This window comes from Luteimonas sp. MC1828 (genome assembly GCF_016461615.1).
GTDB lineage: Bacteria > Pseudomonadota > Gammaproteobacteria > Xanthomonadales > Xanthomonadaceae > Luteimonas.
Genome location: NZ_JAEMNY010000001.1, coordinates 1999046 through 2021698 on the forward strand (window position 1 = coordinate 1999046; position 22653 = coordinate 2021698).

Below are 22653 nucleotides of genomic sequence, written 5' to 3' on the forward strand. Positions count from 1 at the left end.
TCCGCGCGCCGGCTGTTGGCGGAGCGGCGTCAGCGCTCGAGGATCGCGACCACGCCCATGCCGCCGGCGGTGCAGATCGACACCAGGCAGCGGCCGCCGCCGCGCTCGCGCAGCTGCTTGGCGGCACTGGCGACGATGCGCGCACCGGTGGCGGCGAACGGATGGCCGGTGGCCAGCGACGAGCCGAGCGGGTTCATTTTCGCCGGATCGATGCGGCCCAGCGGCGCGTCCAGGCCCAGCCGCGTGCGGCAGTAGTCCTCGCTCTCCCAGGCGCGCAGCGTGCACAGCACCTGCGCGGCGAAGGCCTCGTGGATCTCGTAGATGTCGAAGTCCTGCAGCGTGAGGTTGTTGCGCGCCAGCAGCTGTGCCACTGCCACCGTCGGCGCCATCAGCAGGCCTTCGCCATGCACGAAATCGACCGCGGCCACCTGCGCGTCACGGACGTGGCACAGCACCTCGTGGCCATGCGACGCGGCCCATTCGTCGGTCGACAGCAGGCAGGCCGATGCACCATCGGTCAGCGACGTGGAATTGCCCGCGGTGAGCGTGCCGCGCCCCGACACACGGTCGAACGCCGGCTTGAGGGTGGCGAGCTTTTCCAAAGTGGAATCGGCGCGCAGGATGTTGTCGCGCGACACGCCGCGGAACGGCACCACCAGGTCATCGAAGAAACCACGCTCGTAGGCCGCGGCCAGCCGGTGGTGCGAGGCCACCGCGAGCTGGTCCTGCGAGTCGCGCGAGATGCTCCACTCCTTGGCCATGTCCTCGCAGTGCTCGCCCATCGACTTTCCGGTGCGCGGCTCGGCCACGCCGGGGAAATCCGGCTTCAGCTCGCCGAAGCGGAAGCCCGCGAACTGCGCCAGCTTGTCGCGCGTGGTCTTCGCGGCGTTGGCCGCCAGCAGGCGCCGGCGCAGCGCCCTGCCGTAGACGATCGGCACGTCCGAGGTGCTGTCGCTGCCGCCACCGATGCCGGACTCGATCTGCCCGCAGGCGATCTTGTTGCCGATGGTGATGATGGAATCCAGCGACGTGCCGCAGGCGCGCTGCAGGGTGATGCCCGGCGTCAGCGGCGACAGCCCGGACGACATCGCCGCCTCGCGGCCGAGGTTCCAGTCGCTGGAGTGCTTGATCACCGCACCCATCGCCACTTCGCCGAGCTGCTGGCCGTGCAGGCCGAAGCGTTCGACCAGTGCGCCAAGCGTGCGCACCGACATGCCGAGGTTGCCGACGTCGGCGTAGGCCGTGTTCTGCCGGCAGAAGGGAATGCGGACGCCGCCAAGGACGGCGACGGGGCGACCATGCAGCATGGATGACCTCTCGGGACGGCGCGCCTGCGCGGGCGGGCATAATGGGCGCCAGTTTAGCGCTGCATATGCGCAGGGCCAATGAACGACATCACTCCACCGGTTCCCGGACATGGCCGCGTGCTCGGCGCGCTGGCACTTGAACTCGCCTACGGCGCCGCCGTGACGCACGACAGCGTGGCGCAGGAGCAGGCCGGCGCGCTGGCCGCGCTGGTTGCCGCCGACCTCGCCGCGTTCGCGCCCGATGCCGCGCGGCTCGACTGCACGCTGGTCGCGGCGCACTACGACCCGGTCGAGCTGCTTCGCCCGGGCTGGCCACTGCACCAGGAGCTCTGGCAACTGGCCACGCGCGCGCCGCGCGCGAGTGGCGGCGGCGCGCGCGTGATCGCATTCGGCAGCCATGCCGGCCAACTGCCGGGCGCGCTGTCGCCATCGGCGGACTTCCGCGGCGGTCCCCTGCGCCTGCTGCCGTTCGTGCTGGACGGCGATGCCGCGATTGCCGCACGCGTCGCCGCGCGCTGCGAGGCCGACCTGATGGAAGAAGGCATGGCCGGCGCGGCGACCGCGCTGGCGATGCAGGAGGCCTTCGGCCTGAGGGTCGAGCACGCCCGCTACCTCACCGTGCACGACCTGTGCGCGATGACCGCGCTGCAGTACGGCCACGCCGGCCTCGAGCCGCTGTGGCCGCTGCTCGAGACCGCGTTGCTGTCACCGGCGCGCGAGGCTTGGCTCGATGCCCCGCCCGAGCCGCTGTTGCGCTATGCGGACGGCGAAGTGCGCATGGCGCTGCTTTCGCCCGACGCGTGGCGCGCCCTCTATGCGCCTGACGACGCGCCGTCCGGCGACAACGACAACGTAGACGACGCGCGCCATGCGCGGCTGGCGCGCGGCTTCGCGCATTTCGAAGCGCGCCAGCGCCAGTTCGCGAGCGTGCTGCGCGCGCACGGCATCCCGGTGGCGTTCGCGCACGCCACCGGCGACCCGCGCGACGCGCTCTGACGCGGCCTTACGACCCCGCGCCGATCACGCCGCAGGCCAATCGCGCGCCGGCATTGCCGGTCGGCTGCGTGGTGTAGTCGTCCGGGTCGGCATGCACGATCACACCCTTGCCGATCACGTCGGTGGGCGCGCCATCGCCGAGCGTGGCGCCTTCCAGGCGCGTGTCGACCTGCGCCACGCCCGCATCGTCGGCGGTGATGTTGTTGGTGTCGCCGGCGTGGTGGGCCGCGACGCCCACGCGACCATGCGCGCTGCCGGCAGGATTGAAATGTCCGCCGGCACTGCTGCCATCGGGCGCGCTGCAGTCGCCGGTCTCGTGCACGTGGAACCCGTGTTCGGTGCCGGGCTTGAGGCCGGTGACCTGGCCGGTGATGTGCACGCCACCGTCCACGGCGGCAAAGCGCAGCTGGCCGCTGCTGGTGTTGCCGGCGGTCGCGGCGAGCGCGGCCACCGCGGCGGCGGCCGGGACTTCGTCGATCGGCGCGTAGCCCGGCGCTGTCGCATCCGGCGGCGACTCGCCGGGCAGCGCGGCGGCGGGCGGGGTGGCGGCTTCATCGACGCCGGCGCGGTCGCCACAGGCGGACAGCGCTAGCGCCAGCGCGGCGGTGAGCACGGTGAGGGTGGTGGTACGCATGGGGAACTCCCTTCGGGGCGCGCCGGATGGCGCGGGACGGAAACCAAGGTTCAGGCGACAGTGCTGAAAACCCGTGCCGCACGGCTCATGGTGCCTGCAGCCGGATCACGCCGCAGGCCACGCGCGCGCTGGTGGCGCCGGATGTCGCGCCCATGACCACCAACGCGCGGCCGGCGATGTCGTTGGCAGCGCCACCGCCCAGCACGGCGGCGGGCACCAGCTGTGCGACCCGGGCCACGCCCTGCGCGTCGGCAATGATGCGGTCGCTGCCGCCGTCCACGCCGCCGCGGCCGGTGGCATCGAAATACGGGCCGGCGCTGGACGCATCGACCGCGCTGCAGTCGCCGCGCGCGTGCACCTGCAGCACGTGGGCGCCATGCCGGGTCAGACCGCCGATCTCGCCGGCCAGGCGCACGCCGCCGGGCTCGGCCCTGAGCGCGATGCGACCGCTGACCAGAGTGGCCGATGCCGCGGCCAGGTTGGCCACGGCCGCCTGCGCGGTGCCGACCTCCGCGCGTGGCAGTGCCGCAGGCGACCCTGGTGCCGCGGCGGGCGCGCGTGGCGGCGCGCTTGCGCAGGCCGACAGCAGCGCGGCGACGACCACGGCGCAGGCGGTTGCGCAAAGCGGGCGGCTGCGGTGCGGTTGGGGGACGGGTGCGCTCATCGGGGCCAGAGCCTAACGCCAGCCGCCGTTGCCGCCACGTGATCCGCATTGCATGCGTTCAGCGCCGCCCCCGGCTGGTGCCGAGCTTGCGGGTGAGGGTGTTGCGGCCGAGGCCGAGGCGCGCGGCGGCCTCGCTGCGGCGGCCACCGGTGTGTTCCAGCGCGGCCTGGAGCAGCACCTGGTCGAGGCGCTCGCGGGCGCGGGCGTGGATGTCGTCACCATGCGTGGCCAGTGCCTCCAGCGCCCATGCACGAAGGCCTTCTTCCCAGGCGTCGCCGGGCGCCGCCGCGGTGGAGGCGGCAGCCAGGGTCTCGCCAAGGTCGTCCACTCCCGCCACTTCGCCCGGTGCCAGCGCCGCCACGCGCCAGCACAGGTTTTCGAGCTCACGCACGTTGCCCGGCCAGTCATGGGCCATGAGCCGCGCCAGGGCCGCTGGCGCGAAACGCTTGGGTGCGGCATCGAAGCGCGCCGCGGCACGTTGCAGGAATCGCTCGGCCAGCCGCGGGATGTCCTCGCGGCGCTCGCGCAGCGGCGGCAGGCGCAGGCGCACCACGTCGAGGCGGTGCAGCAGGTCGGCGCGGAAGCTGCCGTCGCCGACCTTGGCCTCGAGGTCCTGGTGGGTCGCGGCCACCACGCGCACGTCGACGCGGATCAGTTCGCGGCCGCCGACGCGGAAGAACTCGCCTTCGGCCAGCACCCGCAGCAGCCGCGTCTGCAGCAAGGCCGGCATGTCGCCGATCTCGTCGAGGAACAGCGTGCCGCCGTGCGCCTGTTCGAAGCGGCCGACGTGGCGGCGGTTGGCGCCGGTGAAGGCGCCGGCTTCGTGGCCGAACAGCTCGCTTTCCAGCAGTTCGGAGGGAATGGCGGCGGTGTTGAGCGCGACGAAGGGCCGCTGCGCGCGCGGCGATTCGCGGTGCAGCGCGCGCGCCACCAGCTCCTTGCCGGTGCCGGTCTCGCCGGTGATGAGCACCGACAAGGGCGCCTGCGCCAGCCGGCCGATCGCGCGGAACAGCTGCTGCATCGCCGGCGCATCGCCGACCAGGGCGTCGGCGGCGCCGACATCGGCGACGCTGCCCGGGCCGTCCACCGCAGCGTCGGCGGCATGGCTGTCGAGCGCGCGTGCCGCCAGCGCCACCGCGTCGTCGAGGTCGAAGGGCTTGGAGAGGAACTCCTGCGCGCCGCCGCGGAACGCGCCGGCGGTGCTGGCGATGTCGGTATAGGCGCTCATCACCACCACCGGCAGCGCGGGCAGGCGCTGCCGAAGCGCGTCGAGCAGCGCCAGGCCGTCGTCGCCGGGCATGCGCACGTCGGTGAACAGCAGGTCCGGCCGCGCACCGCCGCGGTCCAGCGCGGCCATCACATCGCTGGCCGACTCGAAGCCGGTCACTGCGTAGCCGGCCTCGCGCAGGGCGGTCGCCAGCACGAAGCGCACCGAGCGGTCATCGTCGACCACCCATACACGTGCGCCGTCAGCGCTGGTCATTGCCCGCCTCCTTTTCGTCGGATCCGTCCGCTTCGCCGACGTGGGCTGCGTCACGCGCTGCCTCCGCGGGCGGCGGATACGGCAGCAGCAGGGTGAACACGGTATGCCCGGCGCGCGAGCGGTAGGCGATGCTGCCGCGGTGCTCGCGCGCGACCTGCTGGGCGAGCGCCAGGCCGAGCCCGGTGCCCTCCGCGCGGCCCGACACCAGCGGCAGGAACACCTGTTCGGCCAGCGCCTCGGGCACACCACGGCCGTCGTCGACGATCTCCAGGCGCAGCGCCAGCGCGTGCGGTTCGCCACCGATGCGCAGGCCGTGCTCCACGCGCGTGCGCAGCACCACTTCGCCGGCACCGGCTTCGATGGCGTTGCGCACCAGGTTCCAGACCGCCTGGGTGAGCCGGTCCGGGTCGCCCTCGAGTTCCGGCAGGCTGGGGTCGTAGTCGCGCACCAGCTTCACCGCCCAGCCGGCATCGTTCTCGGCCAGCCGCAGCACGCGTTCCAGCACGGCGTGGATGTTGAGCGGGGCGTGTGCCCGGGGCGGCACCGGCTGCAGCAGCTGGTCGATGAGCTGGGTCAGGCGCCCGACTTCGGATTCCATCAGTTCGACCAGTTCACGCGAGTCGGCGTCGTCGCCTACGCGGCGGGCAAGCAGCTGGGTTGCACCTTTCAGCCCGGCAAGCGGGTTGCGCAGCTCGTGGGCCAGGCCACGGAGCGCGGCGGAGAGCGCCGACGGCAGGGCGGCGACCGGGTCGCCACCGCCGAATTCGTCCACCGGATGCGCCTCCAGCAGCCAACCGCCGTCGTCCTGTGCGGTCAACCAGGCATCGGCGAAATGGGCCGCGGCGCCGGGAAAGGCCAGCGCCATCCGCGGCAGGCGCACGGTTTCGCCCGGCCCGTGCGTGTGCAACGCGCGTTGCAGGCGGTCATCGCCGTGTTCCAGAGCGGCCAGCGGCAGGCCGGGCAGGCGCTTGGCGCCGACCCCCAGCCATTGCGCGCAAGCGCGATTGCCGCCCAGCACCACGCCGTCCGCGGCGGCCAGCAGCAGCGGGGTGGCAAGGGTGTCGTGGGCGGGGCTGAGGCCGGTCATTGCACCAATCTAGTGCAAACCCGGCCGCCGGCGCGAGTGCCGCGCCGGCGGTGGATCCTTGCGGGCGAGTCTTACTTCGCCTTCGGCACCGAGGCTTCGGTGGTGATGCGGATCTGCACTTCGTCGCTGACCGCCGGCGCGTACAGGCCCAGGCCGAAGTCGGAGCGCTTGAAGGTGGCGGTGGCATCGAAGCCCGCGGTCGGCTGCTTGCTCATCGGATGGTCGGCCACCTTGTTGATGGTGGCGGCCAGCACGACCGGCTTGGTCACGCCCTTGATGGTCAGGTCACCGGTGATGGTGAGCTTGCCTTCGCCGGCGGACTCGACCTTGGTGCTCTTGAAGGTGGCTTCCGGGAAGTTGGCGACGTCGAACAGCTCCGCGCTGCGCAGGTGCTCGTCGAACTTGGCCACGTGCGAGGACATGCCGCTCATCGGCAGGGTCACTTCGACGCTGGACGCGGCGATGTTCTCGGCGTCATACACGATGGTGCCGTCGACGCTGCCGAAATGGGCGATCGGGTTGGAATAGCCGAAGTGGCTCCACTGCGCGATCACGTCGGTATGCGCCGGGTCCATCTTGTAGCTGAGCGGCGCGGCGAAAACGCTGGCGGTGGCGAGCGACAGCGCGCCGGCGAGGAGGATGCGATTGAAGGTGCTGGTCATGTCTGTGTCTCCGGGGAATCTGGTTGGATGATGATCGAGTGCGATGACGGAAATGGGAACGCCGTGCTCTCCACGTCCGCTGCTGCAGCCGGCGGAGTCTATCGTTCTGACAAGCCCTGTATACAACCATGAAAGGCATTAATCATCACAAATACAGAACAATAGACATTGAGGCAGCCAGCAAGCAGGCAAGCTCGGAATTCGGCCGATTGTTCTATTTTTCTATGCATAAGTTTGTTTAATCGATATTTATCCTGATTTTGAAAGCAATCAGACTTCCTCCCAGCGCGGCGAACCGACCGACGCCCGACATTGGAGGCAACCCATGATCACCCTTCGCCCGGCCAAGGCCCGTGGCCACGCCAATCACGGCTGGCTCGATTCCTGGCACAGCTTCTCTTTTGCAGGCTACTCCGATCCCGAGCACGTCCACTGGGGCCCCCTGCGTGTCATCAACGAGGACCGCATCCAGGCCGGCCAGGGCTTCGGCACGCATTCGCACCAGGACATGGAGATCATCAGCTACGTCCTCGATGGCGCGCTGGCGCACAAGGACTCCATGGGCAACGACGGCACCATCGTGCCCGGCGAAGTGCAGCGGATGAGCGCCGGCACCGGCGTCGCCCACTCGGAGTACAACCACGAGCGCGAGCGGACCACGCACTTCCTGCAGATCTGGATCATTCCGTCGAAGCGCGGCATCGCGCCCGGCTACGAGCAGAAGGCGTTCCCCGATGCCGACAAGCGCGGCCGCCTGCGCCTGGTCGCCAGTCCGGACGGGCGCGACGGTTCAGTGACCCTGCATCAGGATGCGACCATGTCCGCAGGCCTGTTCGATGGCGACGAGTCGGCGATGCAGGAGATCGCCCCGGGACGGCTGGCGTACGTGCACGTCGTGCGCGGCGCGGTGACGGTCAATGGCCATGCGCTCGAGGCCGGCGATGCGCTGCTGTACGCCGACGAGCCGCGGGTCGAGATCGCGCACGGCACCGGCGCCGAGGTCCTCGTGTTCGACCTGCCGCGCATCCAATGACATCGCCGCGGCGCAACCCGCGCCGCGGCCCGCACTTTCTTCCGGAGATCGACATGCGTTCCAGCCACCTGCTCCTCCCGCTCGCGCTTGCCGCGACCCTCGCCATCGCCGCGCCCGCGTCCGCCGCCGACTACGTCCAGGCCGCCGGCTCGGCGCTGACGTTCGCCAGCGAATACGACGGCGAAACCTTCACCGGGCAGTTTCCGGGCTTCACCACCACGCTCAGCTTCGACCCCGCCGCGCCTGCTGCCGCGAAGCTCGACGTGCTGATCCCGCTGGCGGGAGCGGTCACCGGCAACGCCGACCGCGACTCCACGCTCGCCAGCAAGGACTTCTTCGACATCGCCAGCTTCGCGCAGGCCCGCTACACCGCGGCAGGCTTCCGCAGCCTCGGCGGCAACCGCTACGCCGCCGATGGCACGCTCAGCCTGCACGGCGTCAGCAAGCCGGTGACGCTCACCTTTACCTGGACACCGGGTGCGCAGCCGCTGCTGGCGGGCAATGCGGTGGTCAAGCGCCTGGCGTTCGGCGTGGGCGGCGGCGACTGGGCCGACACCGCCACCATCCCGGACGAGGTCGCGATCTCGACCCGCGTCCGCTTCACTGCAGCGAAGTAGGCTTCAGCAGGCCGGCACCGTCCGGCCGGGTCAGTGCGTGCAGGATGCGGTGGTCCTCGGCATCCAGCACGTTGCCGGCATCGCCGCGGAAGCGCATGCGGAACGCGCGGATGGTCGCCTCCGGCGCGTCCAGCGGATAGCCGAGCAGGCGCAGCGCCTGCAGGGCGTCGAAGCCTTCGGGCGCCGGCGGCGCATCGTCGGCCGGCCAGATGCCGAAGCCGGCTTCGGCCAGCCGCCGCCACGGGAAGCGCGTACCGGGATCGATCTTGCGCGACGGCGCCAGGTCGGAATGGCCGATCACCTGGCTGCGCGCGATGCGCAGCCGGGTGGTGAGGTCGTCGAGCAGGCGCAGCAGTGCATCGACCTGCGCGCCGCTGAAGTCCTCGACGCCGTCGTTGTCGATCTCGATGCCGATCGAGGCCGAGTTGAGGTCGGTGATGGTGCCCCAGCTGCCGCCGCCGGCGTGCCAGGCGCGCTGGCTGTCGGCGACCAGCTGGTAGATCGCGCCATCGTCGCCCACCAGGTAATGCGAACTCACCGGGCCACCGCTGTTGTGCGTGCGCAGCGTGTGCAGGCTCTGCTCGACCGACTGCTGCTCGGTGTAGTGCAGCACGATGATCACCGGGCGGCGCGCATCGTGGTTGGGCGACGGCACCCAGGTGGCAAGCGGATTGCGTGGTGCCTGGTGGGCGCAGCCGGCGAGCAGTGCGAGGCAAAGGACTGCCGCAAGAGGTTTGATGTTCTTCATGGGGCAATCGAACCCGTGATCGCGATGCAATGCAACCGTGCGGGGCCCCTGTGGTGGCCGGGAGGCCTTCGCGGCTCATTTCCCCCGGATCCGCCTGCGGCGGATGCCTCCTCCTTGACTTCCCCGCGAAGGCCTCCCGGCAACTTCGGGGCGCCGCGCAGCCCGCGGATACCGAAAAGCATTCGCCAGATCGGGGGCTGTAGCCTTTGCTCCTCCCACCCCCGCGCGCTGCGGCGGACCGGGTGCCAAGGCCCTTGAGGGCGAAGTCAAGGAGGAGGCGATGGCCGCGAGGCCATCGCCGGGGGACATGAGCCCTCAAGGGCCTTGGTACCCGGCACCCGCACCCGACACCCCCAACGTCAGATCGCGTAGTACATCTGGTACTCGAGCGGATGGGTCGCGGCGCGGAACGCGGTCACTTCCTTCATCTTCAGCGCGATGTAGGCGTCGATGAAATCGTCGCTCATCACCCCGCCGGCCTTGAGGAACTCGCGGTCGGCGTCGAGCGCTTCCAGCGCCTGGTCGAGCGAATGGCAGACGGTCGGGATGCCCTTGGCTTCTTCCGGCGGCAGGTCGTAGAGGTCCTTGTCGCTCGGGCCGCCCGGGTCGATCTGGTTCTTGATCCCGTCGAGGCCGGCCATCATCAGCGCGGTGAAGATCAGGTAGCCGGAATTCATCGGATCGGGGAAGCGGAACTCGATGCGGCGCGCCTTCGGGTTGGACACGAACGGGATGCGGCAGCTCGCCGAACGGTTGGACGCCGAGTAGGCCAGCATCACCGGCGCCTCGAAGCCCGGCACCAGGCGCTTGTAGCTGTTGGTGCTGGAGTTGGCGAACGCGTTGATGGCGCGCGCGTGCTTGAACACGCCGCCGATGTACCACAGCGCGGTCTGGCTCAGGCCGCCGTAGCCGTCGCCGGAGAACAGGTTCACACCGCCCTTGGCCAGCGACTGGTGCACGTGCATGCCGCTGCCGTTGTCGCCCACCAGCGGCTTGGGCATGAAGGTGGCGGTCTTGCCGTTGCGGTGCGCCACGTTCTTGACGATGTACTTCATGGTCAGCAGTTCGTCGGCCTTCTGCACCAGCGAGCTGAACTTGGTGCCGATCTCGCACTGGCCGGCGTTGGCGACTTCATGGTGGTGCACTTCCACTTCGATGCCGACGGCTTCGAGCGTCTTGCACATCTCGGCACGGATGTCGTGCAGCGAGTCGAGCGGCGCCACCGGGAAATAGCCGCCCTTCACGCCCGGACGGTAGCCGGTGTTGCCGCCTTCGTACTCGCGGCCCGAGTTCCACGCGGCCTCTTCCGAATCGACATGGAAGAAGGTGTGGCCCATGTCGTTGGCGTAGCGCACCGAGTCGAAGATGAAGAACTCGGGCTCGGGGCCGAAGAACGCCTGTTCGGCGATGCCACTGGACTTGAGGTAGGCCTCGGCGCGGCGCGCGATGCCGCGGGGGTCGCGGTTGTAGGCCTGCATGGTGGTCGGGTCGAGCACGTCGCAGGTGATCACCAGCGTCGGATCGGCGGTGAACGGATCGAGGAACGCGCTGTTGCCGTCGGGCAGCAGCACCATGTCGGACTGGTGGATGCCGCGCCAGCCACCAATGCTGGAACCGTCGAACATCTTGCCGTCCTCGAACAGCGCCGGCTCGACGATCGAGGTCGGGAAAGTCACGTGGTGCTGGACGCCACGCATGTCGGTGAAACGCAGGTCGACGAATTCGACCTTGTGGTCCTTGATCAGCTTTTCGACGTGTTCGAGGGACATGGCGGGCTCCTGGGGCATTGGGATGGGTCGCGGGCGACCCTGACCCGTTGATCGACGCAAGCCGCGTGCCAACCCGCAAGTAATTGAATTTTCTGGGATTCCAGCCAGGGCTGGTGACACATTGCACCAAGACAGATCGATAAACACGGCTTCGTGCACCTGATTGGTGCGTAACGCTTCCGCTATGCTGCCGCCGCGCCGCGCATTGTGTCCGCGCGCCATGCCACCCATTCACGGAACTCCGCTCCGATGACCGATCCGCTGGCCGCCCTGCTGCTGGGCATCCTTGAAGGCCTCACCGAATTCCTGCCGATTTCCAGCACCGGGCACCTGCTGATTGCCCAGTACTGGCTGGGCGCGCGTTCGGACTTCTTCAACATCGTCATCCAGGCGGGCGCGATCCTCGCGATCACGCTGGTGTTCCGCGAGCGCATCTGGGCCCTGGCCACCGGCCTGGGCGAGACCCGCCACCGCGACTACGCACTGAAGCTCGCCACCGCGTTCCTGGTGACCGCGATCGTCGGCCTGCCGGTGCGCCTGCTGGGCTGGGAGCTGCCCGAGACCGTGACCCCGATCGCCTGGGCGCTGGTGATCGGCGGCGTGTGGATGCTGGTTGCGGAACGCATGGCCGAACGCCGGCCGGAGAGTGTCCACGTGACCTGGACAGTGGCCATCCTGGTGGGCCTGGCGCAGGTGGTCGCGGGCGTGTTCCCCGGCACCTCGCGCTCGGCGGCGGCGATCTTCATCGCCATGCTGTTCGGGCTCAACCGGCGCCCGGCGGCGGCCGAGTTCGTGTTCCTGGTCGGCATCCCGACCATGTTCGCGGCCAGCGCCTACACGTTCCTGGAACTCGTCCAGGACGGCGCGGTCGGCGGCGAGAACTGGGCCGACGTCGGCATCGCCTTCGCGGCCGCCACGGTGACCGGATTCCTGGTGGTGAAGTGGCTGCTCGGCTATATCGAGCACCACCGGTTCACCGGCTTCGCGGCGTACCGCATCCTGCTGGGCGCGGCCCTGCTGCTGTGGCTGCCCAGCGGGGACTGACGGCCACGCCGCGACCCCGCCGCGACCCCACACCGCGCGCCTGCGCGTTGAACACTGACCCACGTCCATGGAGCACGCCATGAAGCCACTGCTGGTCCTTGTCCTGCCGCTGGCGCTCGCCGCCTGCACCCGCGCGCCCCAGGATGCGCCCCCGCCCGCCGCGCCCGTAACCGTCGGCAACGCCGCGACGCCCGCGCCCGGCCAGGCCGACGCACTCGCGGCCTATCACTGGCACCTCGACGCCGCGACCAGCGCCGATGGCGACCGCATCGCGGCGCTGTTCGCCAATCCCGACAAGCCGCTGCAGCTCGACTTCGCCGACGGCCGGATCGCGATCGGCAATACCTGCAACCGCATGGGCGGCGAGGCCACGTTCGATGGCGCGCGCCTCACGGTCGGGCAGCTGGTCAGCACGCAGATGGCCTGTGCCGACGCCGCCCTGATGGCGATGGAGCGCGAGGCGGGCACGCGCCTGGCGGGCGGTCACGCGGTGACCCTGGTCGCCGGTGATCCGCCGCGCCTGGAGCTGGTCAACGCCGTCGGCGACACGCTGGTCTTCATCGGCGCCGCCACGGCACGGACCCGTTTCGGCGTGGCGCCGGAGCGCGTGTTCCTCGAGGTCGCCGCCGAGCGGGTCGACTGCCACCACCCGGTAATGCCGGACTATCGCTGCCTGCAGGTCCGCGAGCTGCAGTACGACGCCGCCGGCCTGCGCACGGGCGCAGGCGACTGGGGCCCGCTGTTCCAGGAGATCGAGGGCTACGACCACCAGCCGGGCACCCGCAACGTGCTGCGCCTGGACCGCTACCCGCGCAAGGACGTGCCCGCGGATGCGTCGGCGGTCGCCTACGTGCTGGACATGGTGGTGGAGTCGGAGCAGGCGTCGGCCGACTGATGCCGCCACGCGCGCCGCGGCATCAGGCCGCGGCGTGCAGGCTGTAGCTGCCCCAGGTGGCGGCTTCGGCCAGCACGTGGCCCTGCATGGCACGCAGCGCATCGCCGGCGGTGAAGCGCTCGTCAACGCCGAGACGCGCCACGTCGAGCGCGAACACGCGGAAGAAATAGCGGTGCTCGCGCAGGTCGTTGGCCGGCGGGTACGGGCCGTCGTAGCCGAAGTAGTCACCGGCCATGTCGGCGTTGCCCGCTAACCAGCCGGTGTAGTCGTTGAGCCCCTGGCGCGCACCCGCCGGACCGGCCGGCGCGCGCTTGCCGCGGGCATCCACGCCGTCGCTGCAGCTGCCGGCGGCGATGTCGTGCACTTCGGCCGGGATGTCGACCATCACCCAGTGGATGAAGTCGCCACGCGCGTGCTCCACCGGGATCTCGACGCCCTCGGCGCCGACCAGAGCGGCGTCGGTAGGCGCGTCGGTATCGATGCACAGCAGCGCGAACGAACGCGTGCCGGCCGGCGCGTCGCGCCACGACAACTGCGGATTGCGGTTGCCGCCGAAGCCGCCCGGCGCGCCGAGCGCGAATTCCGCCGGGATGGCCTGGCCGTGCGCGAAGCTTGTGCTGTCGATGTGCATGGAATCCTCCGGATCAGTCGAGCGGATAGCCGAGCCGCTGCGCAACCGGATGCAGGTGCGCGAACGCGTCGGCCAACAGGTCGGAATACGCGCGCCATGTCCCGGCGGCCAGGCGCCGCCCACCGAAGAAATGCGCCGGCGGCGGCGGCAGGGTGATGTCCAGCGCCGCGCCGAGCTGCGCCGCGACCGCGACCGGGTCTTCGACGATGTCGTCGAGGCGCAGCAGGCGATGGGGCACCAGGTCCTGTTCGTGCAGGCTGGCGACCTGCCCAAGCCCCTGCGCGAGCCACTCCGCAGCCGCCTCGGGCGACGTGACGCGGAAGTGGGTGGGTGCACCGAACGCCAGCCAGTCGAGCAGCATGTCGCGCGGGTCGCGAAGCGGCACCAGCAGCCGCGCCTCGGGCAGCGCGCTGCGCATCACCGCGGCGTAGGCGTTGTCCCAGATCGGCAGCCAGTCGATGACCGCGCCGTCGATGCGGCGCGACGGCAGCGCCGAACGCCAGCTCGCCACGACCTTGTCGGCGGAGAGCTCGCCGGACGCGACCGCCGCGATCGCGGGCAGGTTCTGGAACACGTCGTCCGGCGGGGTGAAGCTGAAGCGGTCGTCGCGGAAGTCCGGCACCACGGCCGCCAGCAGTTGCGCGAGGCGCTCGACAAGCGAGCCCGGCGCACCGAACAGGAAGGTGATGGCCGGGGCATCGGCTCGCGGCGCCGCTTGTTCCGGCCACGCGGCGGGCGGCGCGGAGTGCGCGTGCAGCGGCACGCGCTCCGCCGCCGACTCGGCGTGGAGTTCGATCCATTGCGCCAGCGCGCCCGCGCGGTCGCCGGCGCGGTGACGCGCGAGCGCCTGCCGGGCACGCAGCATGCGGCTGTCCGCGCCGGGTGCCAGCGCGGCGATCGCCGCATCCAGGCGCTCGATGGCCCCGGTCGGCGCCGTATCGAGCATCACCTCGATCAGGCTCATCTCGGCGCCCGGATGGCCGGGCTGGCGCGCAAGGATTTCCCGCGCCAAGGCTTCGGCCGGGTTGACACGGCGCGCGGCCACATGGCCCAGCATCTCGGCTTCCATCGCGGCAATCGAACCCGGTCGAAGCTGGCGCCAGCGCGCGACGAGTGCGTCGGCTCCCGGGCCGCCCGGCTCGAAGGCAAGGCGTGCACGCCACAGCGCGTCGCTGGCCGGCGACGTCGCGAGCAGTGCGTCCAGTGTTTGTCGCGCATCCTCCACTTCGCCGCTGCGCCGCCAGGCCGCGGTGATCGCAGCCAGGGTGGCGGGATCCCCGGGCATGGCCGCGAGCGCCACGCGCAGGTGCGGCAATGCCAGCTCGACCCGGCCGGCGGCCAGTTCGATCTCGCCTGCAAGGCGCCGCAGCCCGGGCGTGGCGGTCGCCGGATCGGCAAGCAGCGGCGCGAGCTCCGCGGCGGCATCGTCCAGCCGGCCCTGGCGAAGCGCGATCTGCGCGAGCAACGGGCGCATGCGCTGAGCGGCGGGCGATGTCGCGATCAGATTGCGGAACGCCTGCTCGGCGAACGCCAGGTGTCCTTCGGCCAGGTAGGCGAAGCCGAGGGCGTGGTTGATCAGCGCGTCGTCGGGCACGCGCCGGGCGGCCGAAGACAGCAGCGCCAGCGCGTCCTTGCTGTTGCCCCTGCGCAGCTGCAGCGTGCCCTGCACCGCCATCAGCGTGGGATGGTCCGGCGCGACGCGCGCGGCAAGTTGCACCAGACGCTCGGCCTCGTCGAGGTCGTTGCGGGCGATCGCCAGCTGGGCCTGGATGATGTAGGCCGAAAACTTGTTGGGATCGAGCCCGATGGTGGTCTCGAGCGCCGCCCGCGCGGCATCCAAATCGCGACCGCCGAGCAGCAGCCCGGCATGGTAGAGGTGCAGGCTGGCGTCGTCCGGCGCCAGCGCCAGCGCACGTTCGATCGCCTCGCGCGCGCCTGCGACATCTCCTGCGGCGCGCAGGGCCAGGGCCAGCATGCGCTGCGCCTGGGGATCGTCGGGCGTGGCCGCGACCAGGTCACGGGCCTGCACGAGCGCGGCGTCGTTGTCGCCACGCCCCAGCGCGTCGAGTATCTCTTGCTGCATGGTGGATCCGTCGGCTGCGGGCGCAGGCGCCCGAAAGCGGCGATTGTAGCCCGCCCTCAATCCCGGGCCGCGAGACGCGCGGCCACCCAGCGCTCGGCGTAACCGTCCAGGCGTGGGCCTTCCAGGAAGCCGCAGTGCCCGCCCCAGCGCGCGATCTCGAGCCGCGTGTCCGGCGCCAGCCTGGCCTGGCGGAAACCCGCGACCGGGATCACCGGGTCATCCGCGCTGGTCAGGATCTCCGCCGGCACCTGCAGCGCCGCCAGCCTGTCGCCGGCGATCGAGTAGCGGTCGAAGTAGGCATCGAGGCTTCCGAAATCGGTGTGTCGCAGCACCAGCCATTCGGTGAGCGCGCGCATGCGCAGCCGCAGCGTGTCGCGGTCGAAGCCGACGCGATCCGGGAAAAGTTCGCGCTTGCGCGCCAGCGAGCTGCGCCACCGGTTCTCGAAGTGGCGCATGTACAGCGGGAAGCCGCGCTCCATCGCCAGCATGGTGTCGGCCGGGTCGAGCACCGGGCAGACCGCGGCGACGGCATCGAGCCGCAGCCCGGCGGCGGGCGCGCGGAGCGCCAGGCGCAGCGCGAAGTTGCCGCCCAGCGAATAGCCGGCGGCCACCATGCGCGGGCGCGGCAGGCGCCGCGCCACGTCGGCGGCGGCGTGCACCACCTCGTCGATGCGCGCGGAATGGAAGATGTCGGGATTCAGGTGATGGGTATCGCCGTGGTCGCGGAAGTTGAGCCGCAGCACGTCGTAGCCGCGCGCCAGGAAATGCGCGGCGGTCAGGCAGATGTAGCTCGATTCGGCGCTGCCCTCCCAGCCATGCAGCAGCAGCGCCATGCCGCGTGGCTCGACCCCCGGCATGCTGGTATGCAGACCGAGCAGGCGCACGCCGTCGCCGCCGTCGATGATCATGCTGTCGGTCTGCGCGCCGGTGGCGGCCAGCGCCACCAGGCCGCGGCGGCGGCGCATCGGGCTGGATCCCAGCACCGACTGCACGTGCGCGTTGCGCAGCCAGCGCGGCGGCGCGTAGTCGCTGGCGAACGGGCCGCTCACGCCCCGCGCATGGCGTCGTCGATGCGGTCGCGCGCGATGCGCGCGATGCGCGCGCGGCCTTCGGCATCCCCCGGTGCGATAGGCTCGAGGAAGATCACGTCGGCCGCACGGGGCGGCTCACCCAGCAGGCGCAGCAGATTCTGCATCATGTTTTCGCGCGGCGCGAACGCGACCGTGTGCTGCGCGCTGCCGCCCGCGCCGTAGCGCAGCGCGACCGGCTGCACCGGCACGCCGGCCTCGACCGCCGCGAGGAAGATGCGCGCATGGAACGGCCCGACCTCGTGGCCATCACGCGTACGACCTTCCGGGAACACGCCGACCGAATGCCCGCCACGCAGCCGCGCCAGCATCGCGTCCAGAACGCCGCCGAGCGACTCCTGGCTGCCACGCTCGTGGAAGATGGTCTCGCCCTGCTTCGCCAGCCAGCCGATCAGCGGCCAGCCGGCGATCTCGCGCTTGGCCACGAAGCCCATCATCCGCTGGCTGTGCAGCGCGCTGATGTCGATCCAGCTGACATGGTTGGCGACGAACATCGTGGCGCCTGGCGACGGCGTGCCGACCCGCCGCAGGCGGAAGCCGAACACGCGCATCAGGCCGGCCTGCCAGGCACGGATCACGCGGTGACCGAGGGGCTCGCCGCCCACGTCGATGCGCGCAAGCGGCAGGCAGACCACCAGCATGGTCAGCGGCAGGAGGACCAGCATGTGGCCGAGGAACAGCGGCGTGCGAACGGCAAGGCGACAGCCGCGCAGCAGCCGGCCACCGGCGGGCGCGGTGTGGACGATGGGGGAACGCATGCGCGCAAGATACCGGATGGCCGCAGGCGCGGGTAGCGGCGCCGCGAAGCCTTCAGCTCGCTGCAACCACCGTCAGGGTGAGGCGCGACACGCAGGCCAGGCAGCCACGCGGATCCTCGATGCGTATCTCCCACACCTGGGTGCTGCGACCGATGTGCAGCGGCCGCGCCGTGCCGGTCACCAGGCCCGCACGCACGCCGCGCAGGTGGTTGGCGTTGATCTCGATGCCGACGCAGACTTCGCCCTCGCCGACGCATAGGTTGCCGGCGCTGCTGCCGAGGGTTTCCGCGAGCAGCACCGACGCGCCGCCGTGCAGGAGCCCGTAGGGCTGCAGCGTGCGCGCATCGACCGGCATCGTCGCCACCAGGTGGTCGCTGCCGATCGCGGTGAAGACGATGCCCAGCGCTTCGATCGCCGTGCCGCTGGACAGTGCATTGAGCGTGGCGAGGTCCGCCGTGCGCCGGAACACCGTGGCCGGTGCGTCCGCCGCGGGGGCCTGGCTCATCGCAGCTTGAACAGGCTGGGGCGCCAGGTGCGCACGTAGCTGTTCTGGCTGCGATAGCCGCTGCTCGCGCCGTAACCGACGCCGAAATCGCGCTCCCGGCGCGCATGCATGCGTTCCACGAGCTCGTCGCGACGGCCCACGAGCCAGTCCGCGCGGCCCACGGCCGAAGGCTCGATGCCGCGCTTGTGCGCCTGGTGCTCGCGGAAATCGCAGAAGTCGTCGTAGGCGTCGAGCTCGTGCTGCAGCTCGCGGACGCTGAGTTCGATCATGATCGCGTCGTCGAGGAAGCCGAGCACCTCGATGTGGTCGGGGATCACGTCCCTGGGGTCGGCGAAGTACACCAGCACCGACATCACCCGCTGGCGGTCCTCATCGCCGAGCGCCCAGCCCTCGTCGCGGACCATCGCGATCATGTCGTCGAGCCGCAGCAGGCGCTCGCGGACGAAATCGGGCACGTGCACGCCCTGCGACGTCGAGAGCAGCGTGGCGGCCGCTGCCACGACCGCTTCCGGGGCCATGTGCGCGGCGGCGGCGCGCGCGGCGTCCATGGCCTTGGTGAAGTGCGCGAGATCGCGGTCGTTGAGCTCGATGGTCAGCGAAATGGACATGGCGGATCCCAGGCGGCGAACAGGGTGATCGCAGCCTAGGGCCGCAGGCGCGCCAGCGTCAATCGCGGTTCAGGCACAGCGGAAGCGCGGCGTGCCCTGGCTGGCCAGATAGCGGCGGACGGACGCGTAGCCGCTGCTGTTGCCGTAGCCGACGCCGAACTCGCGGGCACGGTCACGGGTGGGGAGGCGGGTACCGGCCAGGCGCTGGACCTGCTGGCTGCGGTCGACGACGTGGTGGGACTGGGTCTGGGTCTGGACGTTCATGGCGCGCTCCGGTGTGGTTGTGATTCGGTGTGTTGGTAGACTACAACACCTAGCGCAGCCTGCAATAGGCCGGAAGTCACTTCGCCACGGCGACCGACAAACGGTCAGAGGATGGGCGCGAGCCCCGCGCCGAAGGCGGTGAAGATCCGCGTCATCAGCGTCTTCAGGCCCATCTGCACCCCCGGGAAGTCCCCCACCGGGTCATAGCACTCGCGGAACCGCGGGTCGCTGGGCGGGATCGGCTGCGGGCAGGCCGGACTCGGCCGGAACTCGTAGCTGGTGGCGTAGCGGATCGGCCACAGGTCGAACACCGGCAGGGCCTCGGACACCTTGCCCAGTGAATAGTCCAGCCCGGAGAACACCGGCGGTTTGTCGCGCGGGGCGATGGTCCAGGCGTTGGCCGGGAGCATGTCGCGGCGGATGCTGGCCGCCAGGGTGCGCGCGAACGCCGGCTCCTCGATCACCACCGCGCTCTCGGTGTTGTAGGTATCGCCGCGCGGGTCGAAGTTGTGCGTGCCCACCACGCCGATGCGTTCGTCGATCACCAGCGACTTGGCGTGCAGGCCGAAGCGCACGCCGCCGCGTTCCAGCGGCACCGGCTCGTGGGCGGAGAATCCGGACCAGCGCAACGCCGAGTATTCGCGCGCCAGCGGCCGCGTCGCGCGCCCCCCGCCCCCCTGGCTGCCGTCGACGCCGGCCGCCCGGCCGCGGCGGCCGCCGACCACCGCGTTGCCGTTCGCGTCCCACGCGATGTCGACCGTGCCGGTGGCCTCGACATCGATCGGCGCATCCTGTGGAAACGGCTTGAACTCGTGGATCTCGAAGCCGAACTCGCGCAGGAAGCGGCGCTTGTATTTGTACGACAGCGCATAGGTGATGAACGCATCGGTCGCCGCAAGGCTGTTGGTCGACACCACCACCCGCGGCGGCGCATCGCGCAGGCGCAGCTCGCGGAACTGGGCCTGCGCTGGCGGCGAAAGCACGAGGTACGGCGTCTGCAGCAGCACTTCCTCCTTGGCGCCGTCGATCAGCTCGCGCAGGCCACGGGTGGACGGCGCCACGCCCTCGTAGTTGCGCCGGTGCTTCTGCGGAGGGTCGGCGATGAACCCGACCCCGGCCACCGGCAGCGCATACGCGGCGAGCTCTGCGACCAGGCCCTGGTCATCGGCATCGCGGGAAATGCGCTGCACGCGGTCGGGGAGGTCGAAGGGTGCGTGCGGAAGCGACGGCACGCCGCCGCGCAGCAGCGCGCGGCCGACGTCGGACAGTCCCGGCAGCGTGCGCGTCAGCCGCGCCACCCAGTACTGCTCGAAGTTGGCGGCCATGTCGGCAACCACCGGCCCGGCCACGAACAGGTCGCGGTCGCGGAAGTTGTAGACCGGATCCCAGTCGTAATAGCTGTTCTGGTAATTGCGGCCGCCGGTGATGCCGACCATGCCGTCCACCAGCAGCAGCTTGCTGTGCATGCGCTGGTTGAGGCGCCGCCAGCAGCAGGCCGCGGCCAGCACGTACTGCGGATAGCTGATGCGTGCGCGCCCCAGCACCGGGTTGTAGATGCGCATCTCGAAGTTGGCGTGCGCGCCGGCGAGCGCGGCCAGCGTCTCCACCCGGCGCAGCGCCGACAGCTGGTCCACAAGCACGCGCACGCGCACGCCGCGGCGCGCGGCGGCCAGCATCTCGTCGAGGAACAGGTGGCCCGCATCGTCCTCGTCGAAGATGTAGGTCTGCACGTCGAGCGTGCGCTGCGCCGAGCGGATCAGGCTCAGTCGCGCGAGCAGCGCGTCCTGGCCGTAGTCGAGGATCAGTGCATGGTGGCGCGGCGCATCCGGCGTGCTGGCCGCGACAGCCTGCGTGCCGAGCTCGCGCAGCGCGGAGGTCGTGGCACAGGCGTCGTCGGCCATGCAGTCCACGACCACCGGCTGCGCCTCGACGGCAATGCGCGTCGCGGCATCCCGCTGCTCCTGCGACAGCGTCGCGCAGGCGCCCGCCGCCAGCGCTCCCGCCAGGGCCAGCACGCGGATCAGCGGATTCACGCGTCGCCACCCCGGATGCGGATGCGCAGCTCGAACCGGACCTCGGGGGCGAGCGCGAAGTTCCAGCGGTCCATGCCGTAGTCGGCACGGTCGATGACCCCGGTGGCGACCACGTCGCAGTCGCGCCCCGGTCGCGGGCACTCGGCCGGTAGGACCGTGAACGTTTCCAGCCGCTGCACGTCGCGTATCACCAGGGTGCCCATCAATACGCCGCCATCGCGCAGCAGGATATCGTCGTAGGGTTCGGACACGAATGTCACGCGCGGGTATCGCTCGGCGTCGAAGAACCCGCTGCCGCGGGTCAGCCGCGTGTAGCGGACGTTGCCGATGATCCGGACATCGGCCGCGGACAGCCACAGCCGCACCTGGCGACGCCCGTCCTCCAGGACCTTGAACTCACCTTCGTATTCCGGAAAACGACCACGCAGCGTCTGTCCCCAGCGCGTGGTCAGGGTGAAGCCGATCTCGGATGCCGACCGATCGATGCGACCGGCATGCGACGGCGCCGCCAGCAGGACGGCGGCGGCGACGGCGATCCAGGCGCGTGCAAGGGCACGCCTCACGGCCACCAGAAGTCGACAAGACTGGCCACGCCGGGCTCCACCTCGGCTTCGGCCGGCAGCCGCAGCACGGCGATCGCACCGGGCGGCATGCCGCGGTACTCGCCCGACTGGCCGCTGTGCAGCAGGGCCGCCAACCGCTCGAGCCCCGGGTTGTGGCCGACCACCAGCAGGCGGTCGACCTCGCGGTGGCGGTCGGCGACGGTCGCCAGGGTGCCCGCCGAAGCGTCATAGATTGCCGGCTCCAGGCGCTGGTCGACGTAGCCGACCACCCCCAGTACCGCTTCCAGCGTCTCGCGCGTGCGGCGCGAGGGCGAGCACAACACGAGGTCGGGTACCAGGCCGTGGTCGCGCAACCAGCAGCCGGCGGCCTCGGCCTCGGCCAGACCCTCCGCGGACAGCGGCCGGTCGACGTCGTTCTGGCCCGGACCCGCCTGTTCGGCGTGGGCATGGCGCAACAGCACGATTTCCCTCACGAGGCACTCCCTTGGTGGTTCACTGGCGCGGTGCCCGGTTCAGGCCTTGCGCACCCATTTCAGCAACGGATCCCAATCCTCCTGGTGATCGCGCACCTGGGCGGAGTGGTAGTCGAACAGGCTCTTGCCCAGGCCGACCAGCATCACGTAGGCCTGGCTGTCGCGCAGGCTGGCGACCACCGGGTACGGCCACTGCCCGAGCAGGTCGAGCATCGCCTGCGAGGCGTTGGTCCAGGGCTTCAGCTTGTTGGCCACCAGACCGACGCGCAGCTGCCCGCGGCGGACGCGCGGGTGCCTGGCAAGCGAATCCAGGAACGGCACCGTGGCGTCCAGGTCGAGCGCCGACGGCAGCACCGGCACCACCACGGAGTCGACATGCTCCAGCCAGTTCTCGAGGTCGCCGGCCATGGCACCGGCGGGCGCGTCGATCACCACGCGCTGGGTGTCGGCGGGCAGCGAGTTCCAGGCCGCGCGCTGGCGGCTGGCGCCGGCGACCGGCAGCACGGCGCTGTCCAGGCCAACGCGGCGCTCCGCCCAGCGCGTGGACGAGCGCTGCGGGTCGGCATCGATGATCACGGTCCGCTGGCCGGACAGCGCCGCGTGCGCGGCGAGATGGGAGGCGATCGTGGTCTTGCCCACGCCGCCCTTGGAACTCGCCACCAGCACCGTCTTCATCCGTACCCCGGTCACGTTCCGCCAAGTCGGACG

At 70.8% G+C, this 22653-nt stretch carries 24 protein-coding genes; 5 read left to right on the plus strand and 19 right to left on the minus strand.

The features are described 5' to 3' along the window. Positions 1 to 29: 29 nt before the first annotated feature. The gene (locus tag JHB91_RS09210; RefSeq protein WP_199472495.1) at positions 30 to 1307 is read right to left on the minus strand and encodes an acetyl-CoA C-acetyltransferase; all 1278 of its coding nucleotides are present in this window, start codon (positions 1305 to 1307) and stop codon (positions 30 to 32) included. A gap of 78 nt (positions 1308 to 1385) precedes the next feature. Between JHB91_RS09210 and JHB91_RS09215 the strand changes: the two genes are divergently transcribed. After that, on the plus strand, positions 1386 to 2303 hold the full coding sequence (locus tag JHB91_RS09215) for a hypothetical protein (protein WP_199472496.1): 918 nt from the start codon (positions 1386 to 1388) through the stop codon (positions 2301 to 2303). 7 nt (positions 2304 to 2310) lie between these two features. On the opposite strand, the gene JHB91_RS09220 is transcribed toward JHB91_RS09215, so the two are convergent. From JHB91_RS09220 to JHB91_RS09240, 5 genes are all read right to left on the minus strand, one after another. Then, entirely contained in the window at positions 2311 to 2937 is a 627-nt protein-coding gene (locus JHB91_RS09220; protein ID WP_199472497.1) for a superoxide dismutase family protein, read from the minus strand. An 85-nt stretch (positions 2938 to 3022) separates the two neighbouring features. Further along, a complete protein-coding gene (locus tag JHB91_RS09225) occupies positions 3023 to 3601 on the minus strand; it encodes a superoxide dismutase family protein (protein WP_199472498.1) in 579 nt (192 codons plus the stop codon). A 58-nt stretch (positions 3602 to 3659) separates the two neighbouring features. Further along, positions 3660 to 5084 (minus strand): nitrogen regulation protein NR(I), encoded by a 1425-nt coding sequence (gene ntrC / locus JHB91_RS09230; RefSeq protein WP_199472499.1) that lies wholly within the window; start codon positions 5082 to 5084, stop codon positions 3660 to 3662. Then, positions 5071 to 6171 (minus strand): ATP-binding protein, encoded by a 1101-nt coding sequence (locus JHB91_RS09235; protein ID WP_199472500.1) that lies wholly within the window; start codon positions 6169 to 6171, stop codon positions 5071 to 5073. The genes ntrC and JHB91_RS09235 overlap by 14 nt, the downstream gene beginning before the upstream one ends. Before the next feature lie 71 nt (positions 6172 to 6242). Then, on the minus strand, positions 6243 to 6833 hold the full coding sequence (locus JHB91_RS09240) for a YceI family protein (RefSeq protein WP_199374583.1): 591 nt from the start codon (positions 6831 to 6833) through the stop codon (positions 6243 to 6245). Between the two features lie 325 nt (positions 6834 to 7158). Between JHB91_RS09240 and JHB91_RS09245 the strand changes: the two genes are divergently transcribed. Both JHB91_RS09245 and JHB91_RS09250 read left to right on the plus strand, forming a co-directional pair. Next, on the plus strand, positions 7159 to 7866 hold the full coding sequence (locus JHB91_RS09245) for a pirin family protein (protein ID WP_199472501.1): 708 nt from the start codon (positions 7159 to 7161) through the stop codon (positions 7864 to 7866). A 53-nt stretch (positions 7867 to 7919) separates the two neighbouring features. Beyond that, a complete protein-coding gene (locus tag JHB91_RS09250; protein ID WP_199472502.1) occupies positions 7920 to 8483 on the plus strand; it encodes a YceI family protein in 564 nt (187 codons plus the stop codon). Here JHB91_RS09250 and JHB91_RS09255 read toward each other — a convergent pair. Continuing rightward, a complete protein-coding gene (locus JHB91_RS09255; RefSeq protein ID WP_199472503.1) occupies positions 8467 to 9231 on the minus strand; it encodes an N-acetylmuramoyl-L-alanine amidase in 765 nt (254 codons plus the stop codon). The genes JHB91_RS09250 and JHB91_RS09255 overlap by 17 nt on opposite strands. 359 nt (positions 9232 to 9590) lie before the next feature. After that, entirely contained in the window at positions 9591 to 11000 is a 1410-nt protein-coding gene (gene glnA, locus JHB91_RS09260; protein WP_199374574.1) for a type I glutamate--ammonia ligase, read from the minus strand. 249 nt (positions 11001 to 11249) lie between these two features. Here glnA and JHB91_RS09265 point away from each other — a divergent pair, with 249 nt between their 5' ends. Then, on the plus strand, positions 11250 to 12044 hold the full coding sequence (locus tag JHB91_RS09265; RefSeq protein WP_199472504.1) for an undecaprenyl-diphosphate phosphatase: 795 nt from the start codon (positions 11250 to 11252) through the stop codon (positions 12042 to 12044). Positions 12045 to 12123: 79 nt separating this feature from the next. Beyond that, entirely contained in the window at positions 12124 to 12939 is an 816-nt protein-coding gene (locus JHB91_RS09270) for an META and DUF4377 domain-containing protein (protein WP_199472505.1), read from the plus strand. A gap of 22 nt (positions 12940 to 12961) precedes the next feature. Here the strand turns inward: JHB91_RS09270 and JHB91_RS09275 are convergent, their stop codons facing one another. The 11 genes from JHB91_RS09275 to JHB91_RS09325 all read right to left on the minus strand — a co-directional run bounded on the left by JHB91_RS09275 (position 12962) and on the right by JHB91_RS09325 (position 22620). Next, positions 12962 to 13570 (minus strand): YbhB/YbcL family Raf kinase inhibitor-like protein, encoded by a 609-nt coding sequence (locus JHB91_RS09275; protein ID WP_199472506.1) that lies wholly within the window; start codon positions 13568 to 13570, stop codon positions 12962 to 12964. 13 nt (positions 13571 to 13583) lie between these two features. Then, positions 13584 to 15653 carry a tetratricopeptide repeat protein gene (locus tag JHB91_RS09280; protein ID WP_199472507.1) on the minus strand — a complete coding sequence of 690 codons (2070 nt, stop codon included), beginning with the start codon at positions 15651 to 15653 and terminating at the stop codon, positions 13584 to 13586. Between the two features lie 56 nt (positions 15654 to 15709). Continuing rightward, a complete protein-coding gene (locus tag JHB91_RS09285) occupies positions 15710 to 16702 on the minus strand; it encodes an alpha/beta fold hydrolase (RefSeq protein WP_343225077.1) in 993 nt (330 codons plus the stop codon). Beyond that, on the minus strand, positions 16699 to 17406 hold the full coding sequence (locus tag JHB91_RS09290) for a lysophospholipid acyltransferase family protein (RefSeq protein ID WP_233398681.1): 708 nt from the start codon (positions 17404 to 17406) through the stop codon (positions 16699 to 16701). The genes JHB91_RS09285 and JHB91_RS09290 overlap by 4 nt, the downstream gene beginning before the upstream one ends. A 145-nt stretch (positions 17407 to 17551) precedes the next feature. After that, entirely contained in the window at positions 17552 to 18004 is a 453-nt protein-coding gene (locus JHB91_RS09295; RefSeq protein WP_199472509.1) for a hotdog fold thioesterase, read from the minus strand. Next, positions 18001 to 18612, minus strand: a complete 612-nt coding sequence (locus JHB91_RS09300) for a YkvA family protein (RefSeq protein WP_199472510.1) — start codon at positions 18610 to 18612, stop codon at positions 18001 to 18003. The genes JHB91_RS09295 and JHB91_RS09300 overlap by 4 nt, the downstream gene beginning before the upstream one ends. A gap of 69 nt (positions 18613 to 18681) precedes the next feature. Next, entirely contained in the window at positions 18682 to 18876 is a 195-nt protein-coding gene (locus JHB91_RS09305; RefSeq protein WP_199472511.1) for a hypothetical protein, read from the minus strand. Between the two features lie 104 nt (positions 18877 to 18980). Beyond that, the gene (locus JHB91_RS09310) at positions 18981 to 20909 is read right to left on the minus strand and encodes a phospholipase D family protein (RefSeq protein ID WP_199374555.1); all 1929 of its coding nucleotides are present in this window, start codon (positions 20907 to 20909) and stop codon (positions 18981 to 18983) included. Then, a complete protein-coding gene (locus JHB91_RS09315; RefSeq protein ID WP_199374553.1) occupies positions 20906 to 21472 on the minus strand; it encodes a YceI family protein in 567 nt (188 codons plus the stop codon). The genes JHB91_RS09310 and JHB91_RS09315 overlap by 4 nt, the downstream gene beginning before the upstream one ends. After that, on the minus strand, positions 21469 to 21945 hold the full coding sequence (locus JHB91_RS09320; protein ID WP_199374551.1) for a histidine phosphatase family protein: 477 nt from the start codon (positions 21943 to 21945) through the stop codon (positions 21469 to 21471). The genes JHB91_RS09315 and JHB91_RS09320 overlap by 4 nt, the downstream gene beginning before the upstream one ends. A gap of 39 nt (positions 21946 to 21984) precedes the next feature. Continuing rightward, positions 21985 to 22620 carry a ParA family protein gene (locus JHB91_RS09325; protein WP_199374549.1) on the minus strand — a complete coding sequence of 212 codons (636 nt, stop codon included), beginning with the start codon at positions 22618 to 22620 and terminating at the stop codon, positions 21985 to 21987. Positions 22621 to 22653: the final 33 nt, after the last annotated feature.

Coding starts and splice junctions, on each gene's coding strand:
- JHB91_RS09210 (WP_199472495.1), bottom strand. CDS start 1,307: ATGCTGCATGGTCGCCCCGTCGCCGTCCTTGGCGGCGTCCGCATTCCC.
- JHB91_RS09215 (WP_199472496.1), top strand. CDS start 1,386: ATGAACGACATCACTCCACCGGTTCCCGGACATGGCCGCGTGCTCGGC.
- JHB91_RS09220 (WP_199472497.1), bottom strand. CDS start 2,937: ATGCGTACCACCACCCTCACCGTGCTCACCGCCGCGCTGGCGCTAGCG.
- JHB91_RS09225 (WP_199472498.1), bottom strand. CDS start 3,601: ATGAGCGCACCCGTCCCCCAACCGCACCGCAGCCGCCCGCTTTGCGCA.
- ntrC (WP_199472499.1), bottom strand. CDS start 5,084: ATGACCAGCGCTGACGGCGCACGTGTATGGGTGGTCGACGATGACCGC.
- JHB91_RS09235 (WP_199472500.1), bottom strand. CDS start 6,171: ATGACCGGCCTCAGCCCCGCCCACGACACCCTTGCCACCCCGCTGCTG.
- JHB91_RS09240 (WP_199374583.1), bottom strand. CDS start 6,833: ATGACCAGCACCTTCAATCGCATCCTCCTCGCCGGCGCGCTGTCGCTC.
- JHB91_RS09245 (WP_199472501.1), top strand. CDS start 7,159: ATGATCACCCTTCGCCCGGCCAAGGCCCGTGGCCACGCCAATCACGGC.
- JHB91_RS09250 (WP_199472502.1), top strand. CDS start 7,920: ATGCGTTCCAGCCACCTGCTCCTCCCGCTCGCGCTTGCCGCGACCCTC.
- JHB91_RS09255 (WP_199472503.1), bottom strand. CDS start 9,231: ATGAAGAACATCAAACCTCTTGCGGCAGTCCTTTGCCTCGCACTGCTC.
- glnA (WP_199374574.1), bottom strand. CDS start 11,000: ATGTCCCTCGAACACGTCGAAAAGCTGATCAAGGACCACAAGGTCGAA.
- JHB91_RS09265 (WP_199472504.1), top strand. CDS start 11,250: ATGACCGATCCGCTGGCCGCCCTGCTGCTGGGCATCCTTGAAGGCCTC.
- JHB91_RS09270 (WP_199472505.1), top strand. CDS start 12,124: ATGAAGCCACTGCTGGTCCTTGTCCTGCCGCTGGCGCTCGCCGCCTGC.
- JHB91_RS09275 (WP_199472506.1), bottom strand. CDS start 13,570: ATGCACATCGACAGCACAAGCTTCGCGCACGGCCAGGCCATCCCGGCG.
- JHB91_RS09280 (WP_199472507.1), bottom strand. CDS start 15,653: ATGCAGCAAGAGATACTCGACGCGCTGGGGCGTGGCGACAACGACGCC.
- JHB91_RS09290 (WP_233398681.1), bottom strand. CDS start 17,406: ATGCTGGTCCTCCTGCCGCTGACCATGCTGGTGGTCTGCCTGCCGCTT.
- JHB91_RS09295 (WP_199472509.1), bottom strand. CDS start 18,004: ATGAGCCAGGCCCCCGCGGCGGACGCACCGGCCACGGTGTTCCGGCGC.
- JHB91_RS09300 (WP_199472510.1), bottom strand. CDS start 18,612: ATGTCCATTTCGCTGACCATCGAGCTCAACGACCGCGATCTCGCGCAC.
- JHB91_RS09305 (WP_199472511.1), bottom strand. CDS start 18,876: ATGAACGTCCAGACCCAGACCCAGTCCCACCACGTCGTCGACCGCAGC.
- JHB91_RS09325 (WP_199374549.1), bottom strand. CDS start 22,620: ATGAAGACGGTGCTGGTGGCGAGTTCCAAGGGCGGCGTGGGCAAGACC.